Below are 21,346 nucleotides of genomic sequence, written 5' to 3'. Positions count from 1 at the left end.
ATTTATCCCTCTTCGTTTCTCTATGTATCTCATCATAAAGGATTAAGAAAGCCCTTTCTATGTATAAACATCCAAAATTCAAGCTTTTTTATCACTATTTTTTGGATTATAATCCAAAAAACGGAGAGCTAAATACAGGCTTACGACATCAGAAAAATGTTTTAAATTCAACCCTGTCAATTCCTCTAGCTTCTTTATGCGGTAATGCAGCGTATTAATATGAATATGGAGCAACGACGCAGTTAATTTTAGTGACATGTTTTGTTCAAAAAAAGTATAAAACGTTTCAAGCAGTTCCTCATCTGTTAAAACGGTTTGGAGAATCCGTTTTGTAAATTCTTTACGAGTAGGAAGACTAATCTCTTCCAAACATATATCTAGACGAAGATTCTCTTCGAAAACGATGCTATTTTGTTTCAATGCAACAGATAAAGCCCGTTCTGCTTGTTCATAACCCTTTGTTAGCTCATTGCTTTCAACAACTTGTCCAATCCCGACAGCAACTGGTGTTTGCCATTTTTCTTCAATAAAAGCTTTGAATTGCTTCACTTTTTGCGCTATCGTCTCCCCTTCCCGTTTTTGATGAACATAACGGATAATAAGAAGACGGTCATTGCCCCAATGAATTAAAACATCTTGATCAGCGGGGTCATTCCACACATGCTTTAATTGCCAAATGTCCTTAAAGAAAAAACCCTGCTGCTCTGTCACTTGAACCAATATAAGCTGTCGCTTCGCATGTAAATCAATGTTAAGAATTTTAGCCCGCTCTACAAACGCAGGGGACCAATCCCTTGCCTGCAACCAATCAAAAACAAATGCTTCTAGCATTCTTGACTGCCACTGCATTTGTTCAGAATAATAACTTTCTTGAACAAGGAGCTCAGTCATTTTCCGCAGTAATTCTACATACGGCAAAACACGCTCTGGTTCCCCAGTAATTCCGATAACGCCAATTACATTATTCAAGAAAAAAACCGGCACGTTTATTCCAGCCTTCACTCCCTGTAGATGCTGTTCGTCCTCTTTTGTAATAACTACTCTTCGTTTTTCTTTTATACTGATTGCAGCTCCCTCATGATACGTACCAATCCGCTCGGCATCTGTACTAGCCATAATAATTCCATCTATCCCAATCATGATAAGCTCTTCATCAAATAGCTTGTGCACTTCATCAATAATTTTTTTTGCAAGAGAAATAGATAACAACAAGTAAATCCCCCCTAATAGTTGTTCTTCCAAGAATATACCTCATATCTCATTTGGAAATGGCTCAAAGTCATACAAAATTTGAAGACATAAAGAAAAAAACCCGCTGATTGGCGAGCTCTGCTCTTGGGTGAAGACAAGGCATAGTTACACTTATACGTTGTTCCTAAAATTTCTCACTACGTCGAATTGTCTTCCAGCTAGAAATTGATACATCTTAAAGTGGAACAAATCCTCTATATGTTACACTGAGTTATAGCAGTCTTCCCTTCAAACAGTTTGAAGTATTTGTTTCACCAGGGTTTCCGCATCATTTGCTTCAATGGTTGTAAGCTGAATCCGGCAAAACGGCTGCACCCTGCATTTCAAACAGCGTCTGAAGCAATCGACAACACTAATAGCAACATCATCTTTATAATGCTGCCGAAGAATGTCTATGGCTTTATCAGCCTCAGTGAATTGAATATTTCGCTCGCAAAACTTAGCCACTCTCATTCGCCTTTTTCCTTTCTTAATTAAAAATATAAAATGGACCATCACAGAAACCTTTGCCTGTATGCTGGTTCCTTGCATGATCCATTTTCCGATTTTGACTGTCCAAAAGAAAATCGTTTTCTCCTTTTGGGCTCGCTATCTTTATTCTTGATCGTAATGTGTAAATTGAATATCCAATGTACGAAGATATGTTTGCAGACCTGCATCCTGAATTGGAATAATAAATGCCGGCTCCCCGGATTCATTATGATGAGAATGCCACAATCCCGGAGGTGTAACGAAAGCTTTTCCTGTTACCCAATCAATGCGAATCGGATCAATAATTTGCTGCGTGACCGGATCTACTTTATCTCCAACTAACGTATACGTACCAGGTGCCGCGTAAGCAACAAAGTCAAGAGCTACCGATTTATGGCTATGAGGAGCCTGGTTAGACCCTACAGGAACGATACCAAACATCGCCCATAATACATGCGTAATCGTTAACGTTTGATCGAACTTTTGGTTGTTTAATAGGATAGAGATGCGATTCTTCAAATAGGCATCCGGCGCATTAGCTACCTCATCTAATTTCGCCTTTGCTTGTTCAGCTGTAAAAAGGGTCGGCTGAAAGCGCGCTTCTGTCGCTTGAACTCCTAAATAGTTAAGAAGCGGCGTATCTAGAATATAGTAGATTGTTGTATCCTCCATCGCGGTATGACGGCTAACCGATCCAGATGGAAGGGTTAAGAAATCTCCCTTCTTCCAGTTAATCGTTTCGCCATTTACCTCTGTGCTGCCCTTGCCGGAGATAATGTAATATAATTCACTCGTTGCATTTGGTTGTGTATGAATCGAATCGTCCGCGTTAATCCGAATAAACTGGGCAAGAAGCGATGGACTTGTTGCCGGATAATCTGTTCTCAGTTCGTTGGAAAGATCTAATGTTACAATGCGAGTTTCCCCCGAATTATATAATTCTGCTCCAAATTCTTTAGCTGGAATCGGACTTATGATACCGCTTCCAATCGGGTCCGCTGCAGTAGTATATTCATAGAAACGAGCATCCCCAGTCCAGTTTTCATTTACAGTTCCAACGAATAGCTTTCCTGATTGAACATTGTTAGACATGTATAACCCTCCTATCACCTTGATGATATTATCTTAACTTGCTGGAGGGTAGTTGTGAAATATATAATTTAAATCACTATGATATATTTTACATATAACTGAATGACAGGTGATAATATGGAACTTCGACAACTGCAATATTTTCTTGCTGTAGCTGAAGAATTAAATTTCAGCCGCGCGGCAGAGCGTCTACGAATTACCCAGCCGCCCTTGAGTTTACAAATTCAAAACTTAGAAAAAGACTTAGGTATTCCGCTTTTTTATCGAAATAATCGTCATGTCGAATTAACAGATGCAGGAAGGGTGTTTTTTGATGAGGTTTGCAAAATATTCGATCAGCTTCATCGTGCTATCGAAAATGCACAGCGTACTCATCACGGCGAAATCGGAACACTGAAGGTTGGTTTTGTCGGATCAGCTACCTACGATATTCTCCCTGCTGTTCTGCGAGAATTTCGCAGTTTATACCCAGATGTCCAAGTACATCTTTTTGAAATGGCCACACCCGCACAAATCCAAGCATTACGAGAAGAAGAAATCGATATAGGCGTTTTACGGCCGCCGGTGCATAGCGATGCATTATGTACCGAAATCGTATCCATTTCTCCCTGTATGTTGGCAGTCCCAAAACAGCATCCATTAACGGAAAAAGACAATATCGTTCTTTCCGATCTGAATCTTTATCCATTCGTCATGTTATCCCGAAAAACATGGGCGGGTCTCTATAATGAAATTCTAGCGCTATGTAATCCTATGATCCAGCAGGAGGCACTTGAGTTCCAAACTGTAATCGGTTTAGTTGCTGCCGGTTTGGGAATTGCGGTCGTTCCCCAATCTGCCATGAATTTACATACCCAGCATGTTGTATACTTGGATATTAATAATCAATTGCCCAGTGCTTCCATGGGTGTCTCCTGGCGCCGGAACAATCAGTCGCCTTTGGTCAAAGCCTTTATTGAGATCGCAAAGGAAATGAGATAAACACCTAGCAGTTTTTACATAGCGTTCCTGCCGACCAAAATAATGAAAACTTTCTCAATAAGCTATACTAACTAAGAAAGCTTGTCACAAACAGGAGGTTTCATTTTTATGAAATCATTCTTCATATTTATTTTTCTTCTCGTACTGAGCATAGGGTTTGCTGTTGCTATGGATTTATTGTTAGGTTATTCAATATCCCAAGGTTTGCAGAACCTAAATAACCCATTTTGGTTGATGGACAATATTGAATTATCCACTTCTTTAATTATAATTTCATTATTGTTTTTAAAGCCTCTGATTGTATTTGTGAAAAAGAAATTTCGTTAAGGATTTCGTAATCGTTGACTAAACTTTTTTCGAATCACAGCTATAAGCAGAAGCATTGCGGGGATTATTTCTCCAAAAAGAGGAAATATGGTTTTGAGTGAGAAATTCCCCTCCTCTAGATGTCCTGAAAAATCAAATGCGATCATATTAGAGGAATAGAGAATGATAATTCCAATGGGGGCTACCATTTTCCGATAATCTTGAAGGTTAAGTAAAACGGTTGTCCCCATAACAGCCGCATAATAAAAAACTGCGATTTTGAAAAAATTGCAAATAATTAACGTTAAAATAACAATTAAATCTAGATGTTGTATAAATTCCCCGATATTTATTTTACTAATCATTGTTAACAACGGAAATGATGCGCGACCTGCTATATCAAAGCCGAGTACCGCTATATCAAGTGCGATTGTATAACTTAATGCAAAACCGCTAAAAACTACTGCCCAAAATCCCATTTTCACCCCTTGTTTGTGGTTCTGTAACAATGGAAATAGCATTGTAAAGCAAACCATTTCTCCAAAAGGGAAGGATAATGTTTGACTATAAAATGTTGTCAAAACAGGCTTCCATCCATCACGAAGGATCGGTAACAGGTTATTAATCTGAATAACCCCAGCATACATGAGGAGAAGGTTGCTTATAAGCCCTAAACCTATGACCATTACCAAATAAATTTGAGCTGTTCTTACTAATACTTCAATTCCCTTATTAAGAACATATGCGATTGTGACAATTATCGAGAGGTTAATAATTAGCAATGGTGTTTGGTCCAATATGGCGCTTGTAAGAATTTCCCCTCCATCTCTCACATCTCTAGCTGCACCATAGATAAAAAAAAGGATATACAGTAAACTTAATGGCCAGCCTATATATTTCCCCAAAATAGTTTGAATATAGCTGATAAGTGGTTGCTGTGGATATATCCGAAAAAGAGAACGGTATATCCAAAAAAAAATGAACCCGCCTGCTGTTCCAAAAAGAATGGCCAGCCAAGCATCTTTCTTAGCCTGCAGTCCTAAACTAACGACAAGAGCCGTACCGAAGTTAAACAAAACAATGAGAGAAAAAAACTCCCCGGCACTAATTTTTGCTTTTTCCATAGGTTGCATATCTCCATTTCGCTTTTATCTATTTCGTTTCACTGAAAAGATATGGGATAGATCTCATCCCAGGGCGTCTAATTCTCGTTTCAACATGAACTTCCACTTTGGATTTTGCAAATAGGTTACCCCAGTCATTTTCCATTTTTATCCATTCGCGTTTATTTGTTCGTTCCAATGCTTCTCCAAAGCCAAAAACATCCGTTTGTTTTTTTTGTGCTTGCGCTATTGCTTCCTGTACTTCTTTTTTCATTTCTTGCGCCCATTTTTTTTCTAGCTTTCTAATTTCTTTAGATTTTTTTAGGTCAATGGCACAAAATATTTGTCCGATACTGCCCTCTTGCTTGATAAATAGATGAATAGTAGGAATATGATTTCGAACACTGGTCCTAATTTTAGTTTTTGAACGCCGAACTTCAATACTAAGTCCCCTTTTCTTCTGTTTACAGCCAATAGTGACAGCAGAACCTCTCAACTTATTATTAATCACTGCAGTGCCTCGTGCTGTTTCACCATTCAACCATCCAACTAGCTTGCCTTGTTTAAACATAGCTAGACCACTAATTCTTATGACTGCGGCTGGTGTCGTTATTTTTATACCTGATGCCTTTGATCCTGATTTAGTATTTCCAATTAGTTCAACTCCACTAATAACAGGCCCGCCCCCTTTTCTTAATGCTCCCCGTATCACCTCATCCATTTCAACACTGTAGCCTTTAGACAATTTTTTGACCATTGTTTCGAGCTTTCCTTCTATTGCAATTGCTGGGACTCTTTCTATAGGTGTAAGTGTTTTAAGGACTTCTTCCGCCTCAGTATTTTTGGCTATAAGCAAATTTGACGTTAAACGGCCTTCATCATCTCTTTCAAAAAAATCTAACATACCGTGTACACCTTCTTTTGCTAACTCTTCCCCGATTACAATAATGTTTATATGCGAAATCATTAACTGTCGAGGTGTTACCTCTGCCGCATTGCGGAGTGCTTCGAATATCGTAGAACCGGAATTGCTGTAAACTGTAACAGGTGTTGTTCTTCCCGTCCCTGTTTTCCCCGAAATTTCTGTTGGATTCACAACTTGATACGAGACGCGATATTCCTCTTTTCCTTTTGCTTTATCTAACCCTAGGGCCATTACAAGAGCTATTTTATTTAACTCCCGCTGGTCCCAGCAGCCTGTAAGGAATACTGTACATACACATAATAAGCAGAACAGACTGAAAACCGTACGTTTCATCTGCATTCCCCTTTGCTTTATTTCCTCGATTCACTAGCCGATGATTTGAGTTCATCATCAGTTTGTGTATTCTCTGCATTTGTTTGATCAATCACACGGGATTGTGTTACATAAGACTTGAAAGGAGCACGAATAACGGTATCCTTTTGACCTTTCAAAGAAAAAGGTGTGAAGGGAGCCAGATAGGGAATACCGAAAGAACGTAAACTATTCATATGAGCAACTAATAAAATCAGCGCTAACGTCATTCCATAAAAACCAAGTAGGGCTGATATAATCATTAAAGGAAAACGAATCATTCTCGCGGCAATAGTCAAGTTGTATGCCGGTATGGCGAAACTCGCAATCCCTGTTATAGCTACGACGATTACCATTAACCCTGTGACAACCCCTGCCTCCACAGCGGCTTGTCCTAGTACAATCGCTCCTACAATCGAAACAGCCTGTCCGACCGCCCGAGGCATACGAATACCAGCTTCACGCAATACTTCAAAGGTAGCTTCCATGATCACAGCCTCAATAAAAGCAGGAAAAGGAACGCCTTCCCGTTGCGCCATAATATTAATAAGAAGAGCAGTTGGAAGCATTTCTGGATGATAGGTCGTAACCGCAATATAAAAAGATGGTCCGAGCAATAAGATAAAAAAGCTTGTATATCTGATTAGTCTCATTAATACGACGATATCGTATCGCTGATAATAATCTTCTGATGCTTGAAAGAACTGAGAAAAAATAGTTGGTACAATGAGAGTAAACGGAGTACCGTCTACTAATACAGCTATTCTTCCTTCCAATAAGTTACCTGAAACTACATCGGGTCGTTCTGTATTGTATATAGTTGGAAAAGGAGTAAAGGTTTTATCTTGAATAAACTCTTCAAGATATCCTGATTCAAGAACAGCATCAATCTTAATATCTGTCAGCCTCTGTCGAACATCTTGCAGAAGCTCATCACTAACAATCCCTTTTAGATACATAATTGCTACATTAGTCTGCGAAACATTTCCAATTCTCATTGTTTCTAATCGCAGGTTTGGACTTTTAAGATGTCTGCGAACAAGAGCGATATTGGTTGCGATGGATTCATTAAAGCTGTCCTTAGGTCCTCGAATATTGACTTGTGTAGTAGATTCTGTAATCGCTCTCCACTGACCGCCTTTTGTGCTGCTTGCTATAGCTTTAGCATGGCCTTCTATCAAAATGATTGTATCGCCTGATAAAATGGAAAAAATAAGTTCGTTCCAGTCTGTTAAGACGGCTACATCGCCAATTGTTAAAGCATTATTTAAGATAAGGTCGAAGACATGGTTACAATCTATTTCTAATTTGCTTTCTGCCGTATCTACCATTAACGCTCGTATAATATATTCATTAATAGCTTGCTCATCCGCTAAGCCGCTTATATAAACAACTCTAACGGGAATGCTTGGAGTACTCCCAATCTCAAATGACCGAGTAACAAGATCCGGACTATCACCAAGTTCCTGTTTCATTTTATAAAGCATCGTTTCCAAATTAGCCTCAAGCGGACAAGCTTCTGCATCAGATATCGATTCATTTCTTTGCTCTGCCTCTGGATATTTATTTTTACCTCGCAGAAATTTCATACCGTTTGAATACTCCTATCCACCATTTTTATATACTCTATTATCCGTTTTACATATTTAGGTTATTCATTAAATATTTTCTCTATATTTTCATACTCGTATGAGAAAATTGAAAGCACGCAAGAGATACAATTAATGGCTTTTATATGAAAAAAGAATTAACACATATTTAAAAATGTGTCTTTCTCCTTACTAAATGTTTAAAAGCTTATAACACTGGGGTATCCTGTTGATTTCCTTATAAAATAAATACCAACATGGTAACAAGGGGTGAAAACATGATAAGCGCAAAGCGCGAAGTGTGGCTTGATGCGGCAAAAGGATTTGGGATGATTCTAGTGGTTGCAGGTCATGCTTATAATCATAATGATTTAATAACGTATATTTATTGGTTTCATATGCCTGCTTTCTTTCTATTTAGCGGCTATGTGTCAAAACCCATAGAGCAATGGTCACAACTAGGATCTTATGTAAAAAAACGGGCGTACAGTCTCCTTGTCCCGTATGCAATCTATTTAGGACTATTCACAGCGGCTCGCTACCTAGGGGAAATCCTGCATGGCAACCTTTCTTGGCAGTGGTATATGAAGGACATAGGGGGGTTACTGTTTGGCGGAAGATTTATTACAGGGTACTATGGTGTGTTTTGGTTTATTACTTGTCTCTTTTTCACACAAGTTTTATTTCAACTCATGTTCCTCGTCTTCAAAAAAACAAAAACCCATTTATTATGTATTTTCTTTCTCTATGTCATTTCTCATATTGAGGGATGGCATGTGAATACATTGAGTGGCTCAGAGCCTTCCCTCCACATGTATGTGCCTTGGAATCTAGATGTGTCACTATTAGCCCTCTGTTATTACAGTATAGGGTACTATACGAAAACGTACCTAAAGCGAATTCCTGCTTTGCTTACCGGCATTTGTATTCTGCTAACAGTTGGGTGTATTGCGCTGCAAGAACTTGGTTTATTAGACTATCATTTAAGTATGAAGTATCTAAACTATGACTATTACGCCCTTGATTTGTTGATTCCTTTTATTATGATAATTTCATATTGTGGAATATTCCAACTGATTACCTCTGCAAAAGTTCTGTCAGTCCTTTCCTTTATTAACCATAGAGGTTTAACTATTATGTATATGCACATCGGGGTTAACAAAATCCTTCTTCAATTTATGGACTATGGGAATATAATCTATACCGTTGCCGGAGTGAGCATTCCCCTCCTAATTTCTACGTTTATTATGGAAAAGAAATACGAGATTGGGACGTTTTTATCAAATCCGTTACATATTCCATATAGACCTTCAAAAAAACTGCATATAGAATAAAATGTATTTTTATTATCCAAAGCATATTAAAACACCGTTCCAATCTTTGGAACGGTGTTTTAATATATACATTACTTATGCATAAATAACATGCTTGTTAGTTTACATCATTTTTACAATACCATTAGCATTTAGTTGCTATGGCATATGCTTTTTTGAATCAACATAGTTTTGGATACTAATCTACACCTTTTTCTGATAAAGAAAACTCGCCGACTGGCGAGCCCCGCTCTTGGGGGAAGACAGAGGCGGGGTTGCACTTATACTGTATTCCTAAAATTTCTCGCTACGTCGAATTGTCTTCCAGCTAGAAATTTATACTTTCTTAAAGTGTAAAAAAGGACGTTCACTATCACTAGCAAACGTCCTTCAACAGTGTGTTCAATTAACCGTTTAAACCAAATACTTTAACAATGACTCAACATATTTCCTTAAGCAGACTTTGCTTGCGGATACTGTTGATTGTTTTCAACTTGTTTTTTCGGTTTTAGCAATCCAACGATAAGGGCTGTAACGATAGCACCAGATAAGATTGCTACCAAATAAAGCAATGGGTTCCCGATAACAACCGGAAGTAAGAACAGACCTCCATGAGGCGCAGGTAATGCGATTTTAAAGGCCATTGACAATGCTCCCGCTGTTGCGGAACCAATTACACATGCTGGAATCACACGAGCTGGATCAGCTGCCGCAAACGGAATCGCACCTTCTGTAATAAACGATGCCCCCATAATATAGCATGTTTTACCAGATTCACGTTCATCCTTTGTAAATTTGCTTCGGAAGAATGTAGTAGCAAGGGCCATTCCAAGCGGCGGCACCATACCACCGGCCATAATAGCTGCATGAGGAGCGTAGTTCCCCGCATCAATCATAGCAATACCGAATGTAAGAGCCGCTTTATTAATCGGACCACCCATATCAATTGACATCATACCGCCAAGAACGATCCCAAGAAGCAGCATATTTCCTGTTCCTAAGCTAGCCAGCCAAGTTGTTAATGCGTCATTAATAAATTTCATCGGTTCAATCACGATATACATCATAATAAGGCCTGTAAGCAGTACACCAAATAACGGATATAAGAGCACAGGTTTAATGCCATCTAATGATTGCGGAAGACCATGGAAAATTCTCTTCAGGCCAAGCACAATATAACCGCCAAGGAAACCGGCAATCAATCCTCCTAGGAATCCTGCGCCTCCTGTTGAAGCCATAAGACCGCCAACCATACCGGCAACAAAACCAGGGCGATCCGCAATACTCATCGCGATAAATCCTGCTAATACCGGAATCATTAATGCAAATGCATTCGTGCTGCCAATTTTCATGAATGCTGCCGCAATCGGGTTATAAGAAGGATCGTTCGGATCGGATGCATGGATGCCAAAGAGAAAGGAGATGGCGATTAAAATTCCGCCCCCTACCACAAATGGTAGCATATTAGAGACACCGCTCATTAAATGCTTATAAAAGCCACGTCTTTCCTTTGTACCACCCTCTGCTGATTGGTCCGTTTGCGCATTCGACTCACCTTGGTAAATAGGTGCATCCTGCCGCAAGGCTTGTTCAATTAGCTCCTGCGGACGGCGAATACCTTGCGCAACTGGCACTTGAATTACATGCTTTCCTTTAAAACGCGCCATTTCTACTTGCTTATCGGCTGCAACAATAATAGCTGTTGCTCTCTCAATATCATCGGCTGTCAGCTTGTTTTTCACACCGCTTGAACCATTGGTTTCAACTTTCAAATTTACATTCATTTCTTTCGCTTTTGCTTTTAAGCTATCCGCTGCCATATACGTATGGGCAATTCCAGTCGGACAAGCTGTAACAGCAAGGACAAATTCACTGTTGCCCTCGTCAATTACTTCCTCCTCTGCTTCCTCGCCCTCGCTTTCTTTTTCATCGATGATCTTGACGATATCATCGATGTTCTCGGCTGCAAGAAGCATCTTACGGAAATCTGTATCCATTAAGAGCATTGATAAACGCGAAAGTGTTTCAAGATGGGCATTATTCGCACCTTCACTTGCCGCAATCATAAAAAATAAATGAGCTGGTTGGCCATCAAGAGATTCATAGTCAATTCCGCTGATAGAGCGACCAAATGCAATAGCCGGCGTTTTAACAGCACTTGTTTTCGCATGTGGAATTGCAATCCCTTCACCAATTCCTGTTGTACTTTGTGATTCACGCTTTAAAATTGCTTCTTTAAAACCTTCGCGGCTTTCTAAGCGCCCTGCTTCATTTAACTTTGTCACAAGCTCATCAATTACATCTGCTTTTGACGAGCTTTGCAAATCTAGAATAATCGTATCCTTCTTTAATAGTTCAGTAATCTTCACGTCAATGTCCTCCTATCCTACTTTTTTAATTTCCACTTCCGGTATAAGGCGTTCTACTTCCTCCTGTGTACATAGCTCAAGTGAGAATGCCGTTGCACTCCCAGAAGCAACTCCTACCCGAAATGCTTCCACTACATCACGTCCCTGTACATACGCACTAAGAAATCCAGCAACAAGCGAATCACCCGCGCCTACTGAATTTTTTACAGTTCCTTTTGGTACAGAAGCTTGATAGACGCCATCTTTCGTAATAAGAAGTGCACCCTTGCCTGCCATTGAAATAGCTACATACTCAGCGCCAAGATCAAGAAGTTTTTGACCATAAGGAATTGCCTCTTCTGGTGTCTCGATTGTCACATCAAACATCTCACCTAATTCATGATGGTTTGGTTTAATGAAAAACGGTCCTTGTTTTACAACATCAAGAAGAGCTTTTCCGCTCATATCAACAACTACCTTGACTCCTTTCTCTTTTACTAGCTTCAAAAATGTTGCATACAAATCGCTTGGTAATGAACTTGGAATACTTCCAGCCAAGACAAGAACATCCCCATCCTGCAAGCCTTCAACTTGTGAAACAAGCTCATTGAGTTGCTTTTCTGTGATCTCAGGACCTTGACCGTTAAGTTCTGTCTCTGATTCAGTTTTCAGCTTAATATTGATACGAGAATCGTTATTTACACGGATGAAATTTGTCGCAATCCCTTCTGTTTTCAGAAAATCCTCTACATATGTACCAGTAAATCCGCCAACGAACCCAAGTGCCTCACTTTCAACTCCCGCACGCTTTAACACACGAGAAACATTAATACCCTTCCCGCCTGGATACTTGTCTTCAAATGAGATTCGGTTTAGATCGCCAAGCTGGAAATTATTTACGTGTACAATGTAATCAATAGACGGATTTAATGTGCAAGTATAAATCATCATTTCACAACCTTTACTTTAATTTTTAATATAGTTTCCACTTATCCTCACCATGCTTGAATCCTAAGAATCTTGCTATAGTAAAAGAAAAGATTTTAGATGTTGTGCTTGTGGTACCAAAACATATGCACTTCTTTTTGCTATTCATTTTGTTACCTATTGAACAATATCTCTTGACTGTTTTTGGACGATTTTTAGTTGTGGCATTAAAAAATCTCTATAAGCTTCCGTTAGTAATCCACTCTACAAACGCCCGATCACTCTCAATGCGCTTTTCTGACTTTTCTTTATAAAACCTACGTATTTCGAGCATCTCCTCTTCAACATTGCCTGTTTGCAGGAACAAAACCCTATACTTTCGCCGCAATGAAAACAATTCCGATTAGAGGTAATTTTATCGTGAAAGGCCACAAAAAACAATATTTTCTTTCAAAAACAATCAAAAACTTTCAAAATCAATCATATAGATATGTTTTATAAAGCATTAATTAGCTATCTTTCGTTTCTTTTATATACCAAGTTTTTATAGCAAGTAATTATACTGAACCTATTAAGAAGGGGGTAGCATAAGGGTTGTTACAGTGTATCTGCATTTGCATTTGCCTTTGCAGGTAATTGCTCCTACTTCCCTGCTTATCATCGCTTCAGTAAGATCTAGAAGACAAAAAAATCGCAATCCTCCACCACTTAGCTACGCTTTCTCTAAAGGGACTGACCCGGGTTGGAAATGAATAAATGGCTTCGCTGCTAAGATTTATTCTCTCTTGAGGTTCTAATGTCAATATCCCTAGGTAAACTTATCACTTGTTGCTAGTTAGCATAGAAATATTATTTAGTGATAAAATGATGGGGCGGATGTTGGTGATTCACGCTACACTGATTCGCCTATCTGACCGTAAACTAAGCACTTTGTTGGCAGGAGGAATTATGCAAGTTAGAAAAGGCACTATAGCAGATTTGAAAGATGTATTGCAATTGGAGCATCGCTTATATCCTAGACAATGGCATGTGTCAGAGGAATTCGCAAAAGAAGTTCTTACTCAAAACGAAGACACTATCCGAGTACTTGATGTTCATGGAGTTATAAAAGGACACTATGCTTTTTTACCATTGGAAAAAGAAATTTATGAAAAAGTTCTTCACGGGGAAATGGATGAGAAAGAGATAGCTGATTATGTTTTGGATTACAAGAAACCACGAAGTGTATTTTTATATTGGACAACCGTCATGGTTGACATCAAAGATCCTCTACGCGCGCAATTAGCTAAAAACCTCCTAAGTGACATTCCCTGCTATTTACAAGGTTTAAAGAAAAAAGGAATTCACATTATGGAAATTGGAGGAATTTTCATTTCTGAGCAAGGCATGCGAGTGGCACAGCGCTTCGGCATGAAACAGACAGGCGCTATCACTTATACGGATGGAGAGACTTATCCTATCTATCGAGCAACTTCCATCTAGTAAACAGGAACTAGCAGCCTATATCTAAAAACACTCTCAATACATATGATAGAGACCTAGTCCATGGCATTCAGGATTGGGTCTTTTGGCGTTAGCTGTACATGACAACCTGTTCTAAGCTAATAAACTACTTGCAATTCGACCTCATCTAAACTCCAAGCGCAGCTTTCGACATAAAAAATTGTCTAAAGACTTTTTGCCCAAAGAAGGAATAGACGCGCTCATATTTCCTTTGTAGGCGTATGATATATGGTATTCGTCCAGAGTACTCTTTCTTACAAAAACAAAAGTGAGGCGGTATTATTATGTATAGAGACCCAGATACACATACTTACGAAAATAACGCTCCGTACGGCAGCAACGTTCCCTATATGGAAAACATTCCCCATGTTCATCATGGTTACAGCATGCCCGTTTATGGGTACGGTCATTTCGTTGATGGCTGCGGATATGGTGGATATGACGGGTATGGCTGCCACGGTTATAGTAGCTTCTTTGCGCTTATCGTAGTGTTGTTCATCCTATTAATTATTATCGGCACTACTTGCGGTTTCGGTAAGCACAGCGAATTCGCCTGCTAGCTAAATAAATCTGCATAAGTAGGACTCCTGCAGATTCATGCGGGAGTCTTTCATTTTGGGCCTTGGGAGCTAGACATCACCCCCGAAAACTTATACTTTCTTATCTTGGCGCAAAAAAGCTGTCCCAAAAGCCGTTCATACAAACGATCTTTTGGAAACAGCTGCTTCTTTTGCCACTCCCCATAAGTCCCTGCTCCCGTTACCTAAAGAGCTCCTTACAGCAATTCAGCTTATTTTGATGCTGAAGTTACAGCAACCTCGGGTGATGTTACCTTTTCATAAAAATCTACAAATTTGTCGCGATCTTCGCTGTTACGGTAAGCCATCGCAACACGTGGATGTTCATTTAGTACACCTGAAATCATGTAAGGGATGATATAGCCCCACTCCCACTTTTGACGCATGTCTAGCATATGCTTTTCAATTACGCCAAGAACTGGTTTCACCTCATAGCTAGGTTTTTGTATGTAGCTAACGAGAAGTTCTGTATTACAGTTACCCGCCGCACGTCCCATGCCATAAACAGACGAATCTAGGAAAGTAACCCCATTTCGGATTGCAGTTATTGTATTGGCAAATGCTAACTGCATGTTGTTATGCGTATGGACTCCAAGCTGTTTATTGGGAATCATCGCTTGGAATTTTTTCACTTGATGCTCAATATCTGCAGGATCTAAACTTCCAAAAGAGTCAACGATATATACAACATCTACAGGACTCTTTTTCACTAGTTCAAACGCTTCAATCAGTTGATGCTCAGGCACGCTAGATAAAGCCATAATATTAAGTGAAGTCTCATACCCTAAATCATGAAACATTTGTACAAGCTCTAAGCCTTTATCCACTTCACGAATATAACACGCCACTCGAATCATATCTAACACACTTTGCTCGCGTGGGAGAATATCGTTTGAATCTACACGCCCAATATCAACTAGGGCAGATAGCTTCGTGAACTTTTTCTCAGGAATAATTTCTTTCAGGAAGTTATCGTCAAGAAATCTCCATGGATTCGGCTCAGTTGCCTTAAGAAGCCTGGCAGAATTTTTGTAGCCAATCTCCATATATTCAACACCAGCTTCACTTAAGCCATTGTACAAGTCCTGTACAAATTCGACGCTAAAGTCCCAATTGTTCACTAAGCCTCCATCACGAATGGTACAGTCTAAAATTTTACTACGATGCTCCATAATAATAACTTCCCCCTGTTTATCCTGCTTTTTAATCATATTATTTTTTAACCTTCATATTTTTATGTACTAAATTTTCGTAACTATGCTTAGCTCCTGATGCCTCCGAAGGTTTCAATCTATTTCCTAAAAGATTAGTTTATCAAAGGAAACAGATTATATCAACCCAGTTCAAAACAGTTTACATATAAAACTGTCATATACATGTCATATAGAAATACCCTAACAGTAGGATCCATTCTTTGTAAAATAAGAAATTGGAAGAAACTTGTGAGAAATCCTGACAAACAATGATACATCTCAGAAAATTAGTAGTATGATAGCCTTATAAATCACACACGAAGAAAGGAGCAAACCAACATGAAACTTTTAATGAATGCCTTCAAGAAGAATGCTCTATGTATGATTGAAATCGTTTATCTATACTTAGTATTTTTTTTCGTGGAGTTACAAACTACTATCAAAATCCCCTTGAAAAAATAAAGCCACGATCTATACAACAGTAAGCAATTCATAATCCGACTCATATAGCATTTTTATGGCCCAAACTCCATAGAATGATGGTTGGTTGTTTCCGATACAATATTTATGTATTGTAATTGAAACTAACAACACTAATGCATCTTAGCTATCAGTTATACATGTCTGAGCCATTCTTATCATTACTTGATTCCGTTTTATATGGATTATCTGCTATCTAAAGAATTTTGTAAGCTAAGAAACTCAGGAGCGCATAGATCTACGGAGATACATGTGTATTCTATGCGCAGCAAGCAGATTTGAAAAGGACTATTTCGGTATTCATAAGAGGCATTCGTATACAAAGTATGAGAGGATATTTATCATATAGGCTGATCGGCTCTACAATCAAAAACTGAAGATCACGAGTATAAAGCATTTTAAAAGCCAGGATTGTGTTCAGCTCGCTTTATAAAAGCTATTTCGTCTTCTATTAAGCCGCAAGAACCGCATTGAACTTTATATTGTGGACCTCTATACGCTAAATGGAAAGGTTCTAACGAATCATTGGTGTATTCGTTTGTAATTTCTCCTGATTGAGGATCCATTTTTACTGGCTTTGCTAATTGCTCAATGATATTAAATCTTGAGCGATTTGTTTTACAATTCGGGCAAAGGTATGGTTTGTTCATTAAGAGCTACCTCCTGTTATCTAATCTTATATATATTTTGTACATCCTCTTATGATTTATACAAACTATTGGTTTTTGTTTTCGAAACTAAAACCAGCATTTCTGTCTCTCACGTATGAAAAACATTCTATCGTTCATTGCTGATCGATTGCGGAAGCAAAAGAACAGCAAGAAGATTGTTCCCCTTGCTGTTTTTAATGAAAAGATCAGGCCTTATCATACAAAAAGTCTTTTGCAGCCCACTCTGTCTTCCAAAGACTGCGGAAGCAGCAGTGTTTATCCTCTACCCTCTTACTTAGTTACAACTATCTCCTCATGCAGAGAAGCTACTCTTTCCACAGCCTCCGTTACCATTTTATGAACATGTAAATCTAATGGATGCGGAACCAAGTCTCCTGGTTTTGTACATGCTGCAATGGCTTCAGCTGCAGCAACTAGCATAGAATGGGTAATGTCTCTTGCTTGTGCATTTAACACACCGCGAAAGATGCCTGGAAAGCCAAGAACATTGTTTACCGAGCGGCCATCCGCTGCATAAGCAGCCCCCGCTTGTAAAGCTAATTCTGGCTCAATCTCTGGTTTTGGATTAGATAAAGCTAGAATCACTTGCCCCGGACGTACCCACTGCTGCTTAATAAGTCCAGGTACACCTGTAGTCGCAATAATAATATCACAGTTGCCCATTAACGCTTCAATACTATCGAACGAACGGCCACCATAGTTCTCTAACCGTGCCTTCGCATCCTGACACTTGTCTATCCCAAATACATTAGTCACTCCATAGGCCATAAGCATTCGTGAGATTGCCAATCCTGCTGCGCCAAGGCCAATCTGTCCTACCTTCGCCTTTTTTAAGTCAATCCCGGCACTTTTACATGCTGAAATTGCTGCAGCCAAGGTAACAACCGCAGTTCCATGTTGATCATCATGCATGACTGGAATCTGCAGCTCCTTCTTAAGTCGCTCTTCAATTTCAAAACAATGCGGAGAACCAATATCTTCAAGTAGAATACCGCTAAAGCCAAGGGAAATATGCTTCACCGTACGTATAATTTCCTCTGGATCTTTCGTGTCTAGAAGAATAGGAATTCCATTAATACCTGCTAATTGATCGAAAAGAACAGCTTTCCCTTCCATAACTGGCATTCCAGCAACAGGACCGATGTCCCCAAGACCAAGAATTGCAGTCCCGTCTGTAACAATGGCTACGGAGTTGCCGATACTCGTATAAATTTTTGCCTTATCCGGCTCTTGTTCAATGATTCGGCAAACATTTGCCACACCTGGAGTATACACTCGTCTTAAATCAGCCAGAGATTGAAGGGCTACTTTGCTTTTCATTTGAATTTTTCCTCCTTCATGTGCATGAAGGACCTCATCTGAGATGGTGTGAAGCCGAATACCTCCTCCTAATCGGAAAAGAGAGTTCTCCAGTTCCTCTATTTGCCCCTCGTGATCAACTTGAATAGTAATATTACGGATCGTGTAATTAGGACCGACCTTTATCGTTTCAATTTCTCCTATATCTCCTCCGGCCAAACCGATTATCGTTGCTACTTTCCCAAGACTGCCAGGGATAGAAGGCGTTTCGATCATCAAAGTCCGAATAAGTTGTTTGTTAGTCATAATTTACTTCCCTCCAAGTTTATATCAGTTATTGTATTTTTTCAGAAATAGTCGCCTACTCGTAATATACGGATTGAAATACGCAGAACCACAGAACCCTACAAAATCTAACAAAAGTATTTTGATCCAAAATATAATACTTCCGTTAGTGGAGCCCTCTATCAGATAAAATAAAGAAAACTCACCGATTGGCGAACTGTCAGGCGAAGACAGAGGCGTAGCTGCCCTTATACCTTATCCCTAAAATTTCTCACTACATCGAATGGTCTCCTAGCTAGAAATTTATCCTTTCCTACAATGTAAAAAGGCCACTAAGAATACGTTCTTAGCGGCTTTATTTTCTAATGAATATGGGTGTATCCGTTATTCCTCGGAAACGAGGCGTTTCGATTCAAAATAGAGAATTTGAATAAATTTCTTCGTATTGACCCGTGTACTAGAAGAGGCTTTGGAGTTCTTCTGTAACTCTGTCATCTTCTGGCGCACAATTGTAAAATCAAAGAACTTAGAGGCATAGTTTTCGAACTTGGCATTCAAAAAATCTGCTAAACCAAGTGACGCTAAATGATTTAACGATTGATAAATGGCTCTTCGTACACGTTGTTCAGAAGCCTTTACCTCCCGATTAATATCAACTTGCGATGCAGATGCCCCCATTTTTTTTAAGGTGATTTGAACGAAAATCTCTTTAAGAGGTGGAAATTGCTGTTCAAATGGATGATGTTGTTCATATTGATTTAGATATTGCAAAATATCCAGCAAATCCTTACTTCCACTTTCACCAACAATTCCTAATTCAGATAAAAGAAATTCCCCAGCTGTTGTAATACTGCTTTGCTTCCAAGCTTGTGTTATTTCCTGCTTCGGCTGCTGAAGGTTCAGTACGTTTGTTAATGTTTTTTGAATATCAAAGATAGATTTTTCTAAGTGGATTCGCTCAATGACATTCCGGATAATCGTTAGCACTTCAACTCGGTTGATTGGCTTTGTAATATAATACTCTACACCAAGTGAATAGGCTTCTCCAATCAATTCTTTTGATTCCACTTGTGAAATCATAATAATTTTACCCGCAAATTTCCCGCGCAGTGAGCGAATTGTTTCAATTCCATCACGATTCGGCATTAACAAATCAATAAAGAGAATATCCACATACTTTAAAACTATTAAATTTTCGTCCAATACTGAGCCATCTTCAGCTTCTCCTACAACATCACCCAGATTCTCATCTTCGATTATTTGCGCCAACATGGAACGATGTACTTCATCATCATCTATTAGGTAAAAATGCATAGAATCACCTTCTTTCAACTAGGCTATACGCTGGGATTTTTATTATGAAGGAAGCTCCGGAATGCTTCAAACTATCTTGCAGCGTGACCACGCCCCCCAGCTCCTCTGTAAGTTCTTTTACATACGAAAGACCAATACCTGTTGATGCTATACCTGTTTCATCGTATTTGGAAGTAAATCCAGGCTTGAAGATTAAACTTCTTTGTTTTTCAGGAACACCGGGACCGTCATCCTCCACTTGAAAGCCTACAAATTGACCTTCCTTTGTTACACAAATGGTTATTGTTCCTTTATCCTTAATGGCTTCTACCGCATTAACCACTACATTATTTATTAACGATAAAACAAGATACACATGGTAATCTTGATGCCCGCCCTCTATCCGATATCGAAATTCAATTTTCTTACCTAATGAACTGGCATATGTTTCATTTGTTCGGATAATAAGCGGAACAAGCTCATATATATTCATATAATCCACAAATTTCTCATCTACAATCACCTTGGAAAGCCCTGCAAAAATCCTTTGGTTATCCTTTTTTATTTCATGTACTTCTCCAGCAATCCGCAAGGCCCTTTTGCTGAATTCCTCTAAAGGAAGTCCTGGATAATGTCTTACTTGATTCAAGTCTCGATATAAATCGTACGATATTTTCATAATACTTTCAGCGTTTTGCAATACTTTTTTTAAATGAACAGCTTCTTCATATAAATTAGATAAAAGCATTAATAATTGCTGATTTTTTTGACGAATTTGCCACTCCCTTAATTGCCCTTCATATAACTTCATCATACTAAAAAAGGAAAGCACGAAAAAGCTGCGAAAAATAGCGATTACAAAAATTTGGAGTAGCCTTGACAGCGTAAAAAAATCTCCCACAGCCATATGCCGAAACAAGAGTTCAGTTAAACTGGCTATGATTTCAATGGTAATTCCCAGTACCCCGATAATCCAAGGACGCTGATGGAACTGATTCGTTTTTAATATATAAAAGAAAAGCGCATACATTACATAATAAAGGGCAGCAGGATAGCGCATTTGGCTAGAAACTACAAAATCGAAATGATCTTGTGTCAGCCAGTCTAACCCAACCCGAAAGAAAAAAGTAGATACTGCTGTACAAACGCCGGTTATAACCGATGAAAAGTTCCGCAATAGGAGCAAAGAAAAGAAAAAAATAGGTGTACCTAGACTAACACGAAACGCATCATGAAAAGGGTAAAACTTCAACTCTCCTGCCAACGGAACGGCAACTATAGCAAATAATAAAATATATACATCATTTTTAAAAAATTGGTTGATTCGCAAGTATTTCACTTCCCACATTTGTAGCATATAAACCTAAACAACGAATCTGACAAAGGT

General features: G+C 38.9%; 18 protein-coding genes. 5 read left to right on the top strand and 13 right to left on the bottom strand.

Annotation, left to right across the window (positions count from 1 at the left end):
- Window positions 1-78: 78 nt before the first annotated feature.
- The 3 genes from EP737_RS01060 to EP737_RS01050 all read right to left on the bottom strand — a co-directional run bounded on the left by EP737_RS01060 (window position 79) and on the right by EP737_RS01050 (window position 2,814).
- Window positions 79-1,209 carry a CdaR family transcriptional regulator gene (locus tag EP737_RS01060; protein ID WP_129726159.1) on the bottom strand — a complete coding sequence of 377 codons (1,131 nt, stop codon included), beginning with the start codon at window positions 1,207-1,209 and terminating at the stop codon, window positions 79-81.
- Between the two features lie 270 nt (window positions 1,210-1,479).
- Window positions 1,480-1,704, bottom strand: a complete 225-nt coding sequence (locus tag EP737_RS01055) for a DUF1450 domain-containing protein (RefSeq protein ID WP_165350643.1) — start codon at window positions 1,702-1,704, stop codon at window positions 1,480-1,482.
- A gap of 141 nt (window positions 1,705-1,845) precedes the next feature.
- Window positions 1,846-2,814 (bottom strand): cupin domain-containing protein, encoded by a 969-nt coding sequence (locus EP737_RS01050; protein ID WP_129726073.1) that lies wholly within the window; start codon window positions 2,812-2,814, stop codon window positions 1,846-1,848.
- A gap of 117 nt (window positions 2,815-2,931) precedes the next feature.
- On the opposite strand from EP737_RS01050, the gene EP737_RS01045 reads away from it, so the two are divergent.
- Window positions 2,932-3,795, top strand: a complete 864-nt coding sequence (locus tag EP737_RS01045; RefSeq protein ID WP_129726072.1) for a LysR family transcriptional regulator — start codon at window positions 2,932-2,934, stop codon at window positions 3,793-3,795.
- Between the two features lie 108 nt (window positions 3,796-3,903).
- Window positions 3,904-4,122, top strand: coding sequence for a YczF family membrane protein (locus EP737_RS27005; RefSeq protein WP_484068186.1), 219 nt, complete (start codon window positions 3,904-3,906; stop codon window positions 4,120-4,122).
- Here EP737_RS27005 and EP737_RS01040 read toward each other — a convergent pair.
- From EP737_RS01040 to EP737_RS01030, 3 genes are read right to left on the bottom strand one after another with little or no spacing between them, the layout of a single operon-like run.
- On the bottom strand, window positions 4,119-5,225 hold the full coding sequence (locus tag EP737_RS01040; protein ID WP_165350642.1) for a GerAB/ArcD/ProY family transporter: 1,107 nt from the start codon (window positions 5,223-5,225) through the stop codon (window positions 4,119-4,121). The two genes, EP737_RS27005 and EP737_RS01040, sit on opposite strands and share 4 nt — an antisense overlap.
- A gap of 28 nt (window positions 5,226-5,253) precedes the next feature.
- A complete protein-coding gene (locus EP737_RS01035) occupies window positions 5,254-6,462 on the bottom strand; it encodes a Ger(x)C family spore germination protein (RefSeq protein WP_165350641.1) in 1,209 nt (402 codons plus the stop codon).
- A 17-nt stretch (window positions 6,463-6,479) separates the two neighbouring features.
- The gene (locus EP737_RS01030) at window positions 6,480-8,069 is read right to left on the bottom strand and encodes a spore germination protein (RefSeq protein WP_129726069.1); all 1,590 of its coding nucleotides are present in this window, start codon (window positions 8,067-8,069) and stop codon (window positions 6,480-6,482) included.
- Window positions 8,070-8,347: 278 nt separating this feature from the next.
- Here EP737_RS01030 and EP737_RS01025 point away from each other — a divergent pair, with 278 nt between their 5' ends.
- Window positions 8,348-9,403 (top strand): acyltransferase family protein, encoded by a 1,056-nt coding sequence (locus tag EP737_RS01025; protein ID WP_129726068.1) that lies wholly within the window; start codon window positions 8,348-8,350, stop codon window positions 9,401-9,403.
- A gap of 431 nt (window positions 9,404-9,834) precedes the next feature.
- On the opposite strand, the gene EP737_RS01020 is transcribed toward EP737_RS01025, so the two are convergent.
- Both EP737_RS01020 and pfkB read right to left on the bottom strand, forming a co-directional pair.
- Window positions 9,835-11,751: a PTS fructose transporter subunit IIABC gene (locus EP737_RS01020; protein WP_129726067.1), complete on the bottom strand. Its 1,917-nt coding sequence runs from the start codon at window positions 11,749-11,751 to the stop codon at window positions 9,835-9,837.
- Between the two features lie 12 nt (window positions 11,752-11,763).
- On the bottom strand, window positions 11,764-12,678 hold the full coding sequence (gene pfkB, locus EP737_RS01015; RefSeq protein WP_129726158.1) for a 1-phosphofructokinase: 915 nt from the start codon (window positions 12,676-12,678) through the stop codon (window positions 11,764-11,766).
- Window positions 12,679-13,539: 861 nt separating this feature from the next.
- Between pfkB and EP737_RS01010 the strand changes: the two genes are divergently transcribed.
- Both EP737_RS01010 and EP737_RS01005 read left to right on the top strand, forming a co-directional pair.
- Window positions 13,540-14,139 carry a hypothetical protein gene (locus EP737_RS01010; protein ID WP_129726066.1) on the top strand — a complete coding sequence of 200 codons (600 nt, stop codon included), beginning with the start codon at window positions 13,540-13,542 and terminating at the stop codon, window positions 14,137-14,139.
- 407 nt (window positions 14,140-14,546) lie between these two features.
- Window positions 14,547-14,720: a YjcZ family sporulation protein gene (locus tag EP737_RS01005; RefSeq protein ID WP_246040138.1), complete on the top strand. Its 174-nt coding sequence runs from the start codon at window positions 14,547-14,549 to the stop codon at window positions 14,718-14,720.
- A 230-nt stretch (window positions 14,721-14,950) separates the two neighbouring features.
- Here the strand turns inward: EP737_RS01005 and EP737_RS01000 are convergent, their stop codons facing one another.
- The 5 genes from EP737_RS01000 to EP737_RS00980 all read right to left on the bottom strand — a co-directional run bounded on the left by EP737_RS01000 (window position 14,951) and on the right by EP737_RS00980 (window position 21,289).
- Window positions 14,951-15,910, bottom strand: a complete 960-nt coding sequence (locus EP737_RS01000; protein WP_129726065.1) for an aldolase catalytic domain-containing protein — start codon at window positions 15,908-15,910, stop codon at window positions 14,951-14,953.
- 899 nt (window positions 15,911-16,809) lie between these two features.
- Window positions 16,810-17,061 carry a DNA alkylation repair protein gene (locus tag EP737_RS00995; RefSeq protein ID WP_129726064.1) on the bottom strand — a complete coding sequence of 84 codons (252 nt, stop codon included), beginning with the start codon at window positions 17,059-17,061 and terminating at the stop codon, window positions 16,810-16,812.
- 291 nt (window positions 17,062-17,352) lie between these two features.
- A complete protein-coding gene (locus EP737_RS00990; RefSeq protein ID WP_129726063.1) occupies window positions 17,353-18,687 on the bottom strand; it encodes an NAD-dependent malic enzyme in 1,335 nt (444 codons plus the stop codon).
- Between the two features lie 363 nt (window positions 18,688-19,050).
- Window positions 19,051-19,980, bottom strand: coding sequence for a response regulator (locus tag EP737_RS00985; RefSeq protein ID WP_129726062.1), 930 nt, complete (start codon window positions 19,978-19,980; stop codon window positions 19,051-19,053).
- 4 nt (window positions 19,981-19,984) lie between these two features.
- On the bottom strand, window positions 19,985-21,289 hold the full coding sequence (locus EP737_RS00980; protein ID WP_129726061.1) for an ATP-binding protein: 1,305 nt from the start codon (window positions 21,287-21,289) through the stop codon (window positions 19,985-19,987).
- Window positions 21,290-21,346 lie beyond the last annotated feature (57 nt).

Source organism: Ectobacillus funiculus (genome assembly GCF_004138295.1).
GTDB classification, from domain to species: domain Bacteria; phylum Bacillota; class Bacilli; order Bacillales; family Bacillaceae_G; genus Ectobacillus; species Ectobacillus funiculus.
This window is presented reverse-complemented; position numbering and strand designations above follow the sequence as displayed.

Coding starts and splice junctions, on each gene's coding strand:
- EP737_RS01025 (WP_129726068.1), top strand. CDS start 8,348: ATGATAAGCGCAAAGCGCGAAGTGTGGCTTGATGCGGCAAAAGGATTT.
- EP737_RS00990 (WP_129726063.1), bottom strand. CDS start 18,687: ATGACTAACAAACAACTTATTCGGACTTTGATGATCGAAACGCCTTCT.
- EP737_RS01035 (WP_165350641.1), bottom strand. CDS start 6,462: ATGAAACGTACGGTTTTCAGTCTGTTCTGCTTATTATGTGTATGTACA.
- pfkB (WP_129726158.1), bottom strand. CDS start 12,678: ATGATTTATACTTGCACATTAAATCCGTCTATTGATTACATTGTACAC.
- EP737_RS01040 (WP_165350642.1), bottom strand. CDS start 5,225: ATGGAAAAAGCAAAAATTAGTGCCGGGGAGTTTTTTTCTCTCATTGTT.
- EP737_RS00985 (WP_129726062.1), bottom strand. CDS start 19,980: ATGCATTTTTACCTAATAGATGATGATGAAGTACATCGTTCCATGTTG.
- EP737_RS01055 (WP_165350643.1), bottom strand. CDS start 1,704: ATGAGAGTGGCTAAGTTTTGCGAGCGAAATATTCAATTCACTGAGGCT.
- EP737_RS01050 (WP_129726073.1), bottom strand. CDS start 2,814: ATGTCTAACAATGTTCAATCAGGAAAGCTATTCGTTGGAACTGTAAAT.
- EP737_RS27005 (WP_484068186.1), top strand. CDS start 3,904: ATGAAATCATTCTTCATATTTATTTTTCTTCTCGTACTGAGCATAGGG.
- EP737_RS01045 (WP_129726072.1), top strand. CDS start 2,932: ATGGAACTTCGACAACTGCAATATTTTCTTGCTGTAGCTGAAGAATTA.
- EP737_RS00995 (WP_129726064.1), bottom strand. CDS start 17,061: ATGAACAAACCATACCTTTGCCCGAATTGTAAAACAAATCGCTCAAGA.
- EP737_RS01030 (WP_129726069.1), bottom strand. CDS start 8,069: ATGAAATTTCTGCGAGGTAAAAATAAATATCCAGAGGCAGAGCAAAGA.
- EP737_RS01000 (WP_129726065.1), bottom strand. CDS start 15,910: ATGGAGCATCGTAGTAAAATTTTAGACTGTACCATTCGTGATGGAGGC.
- EP737_RS01005 (WP_246040138.1), top strand. CDS start 14,547: ATGCCCGTTTATGGGTACGGTCATTTCGTTGATGGCTGCGGATATGGT.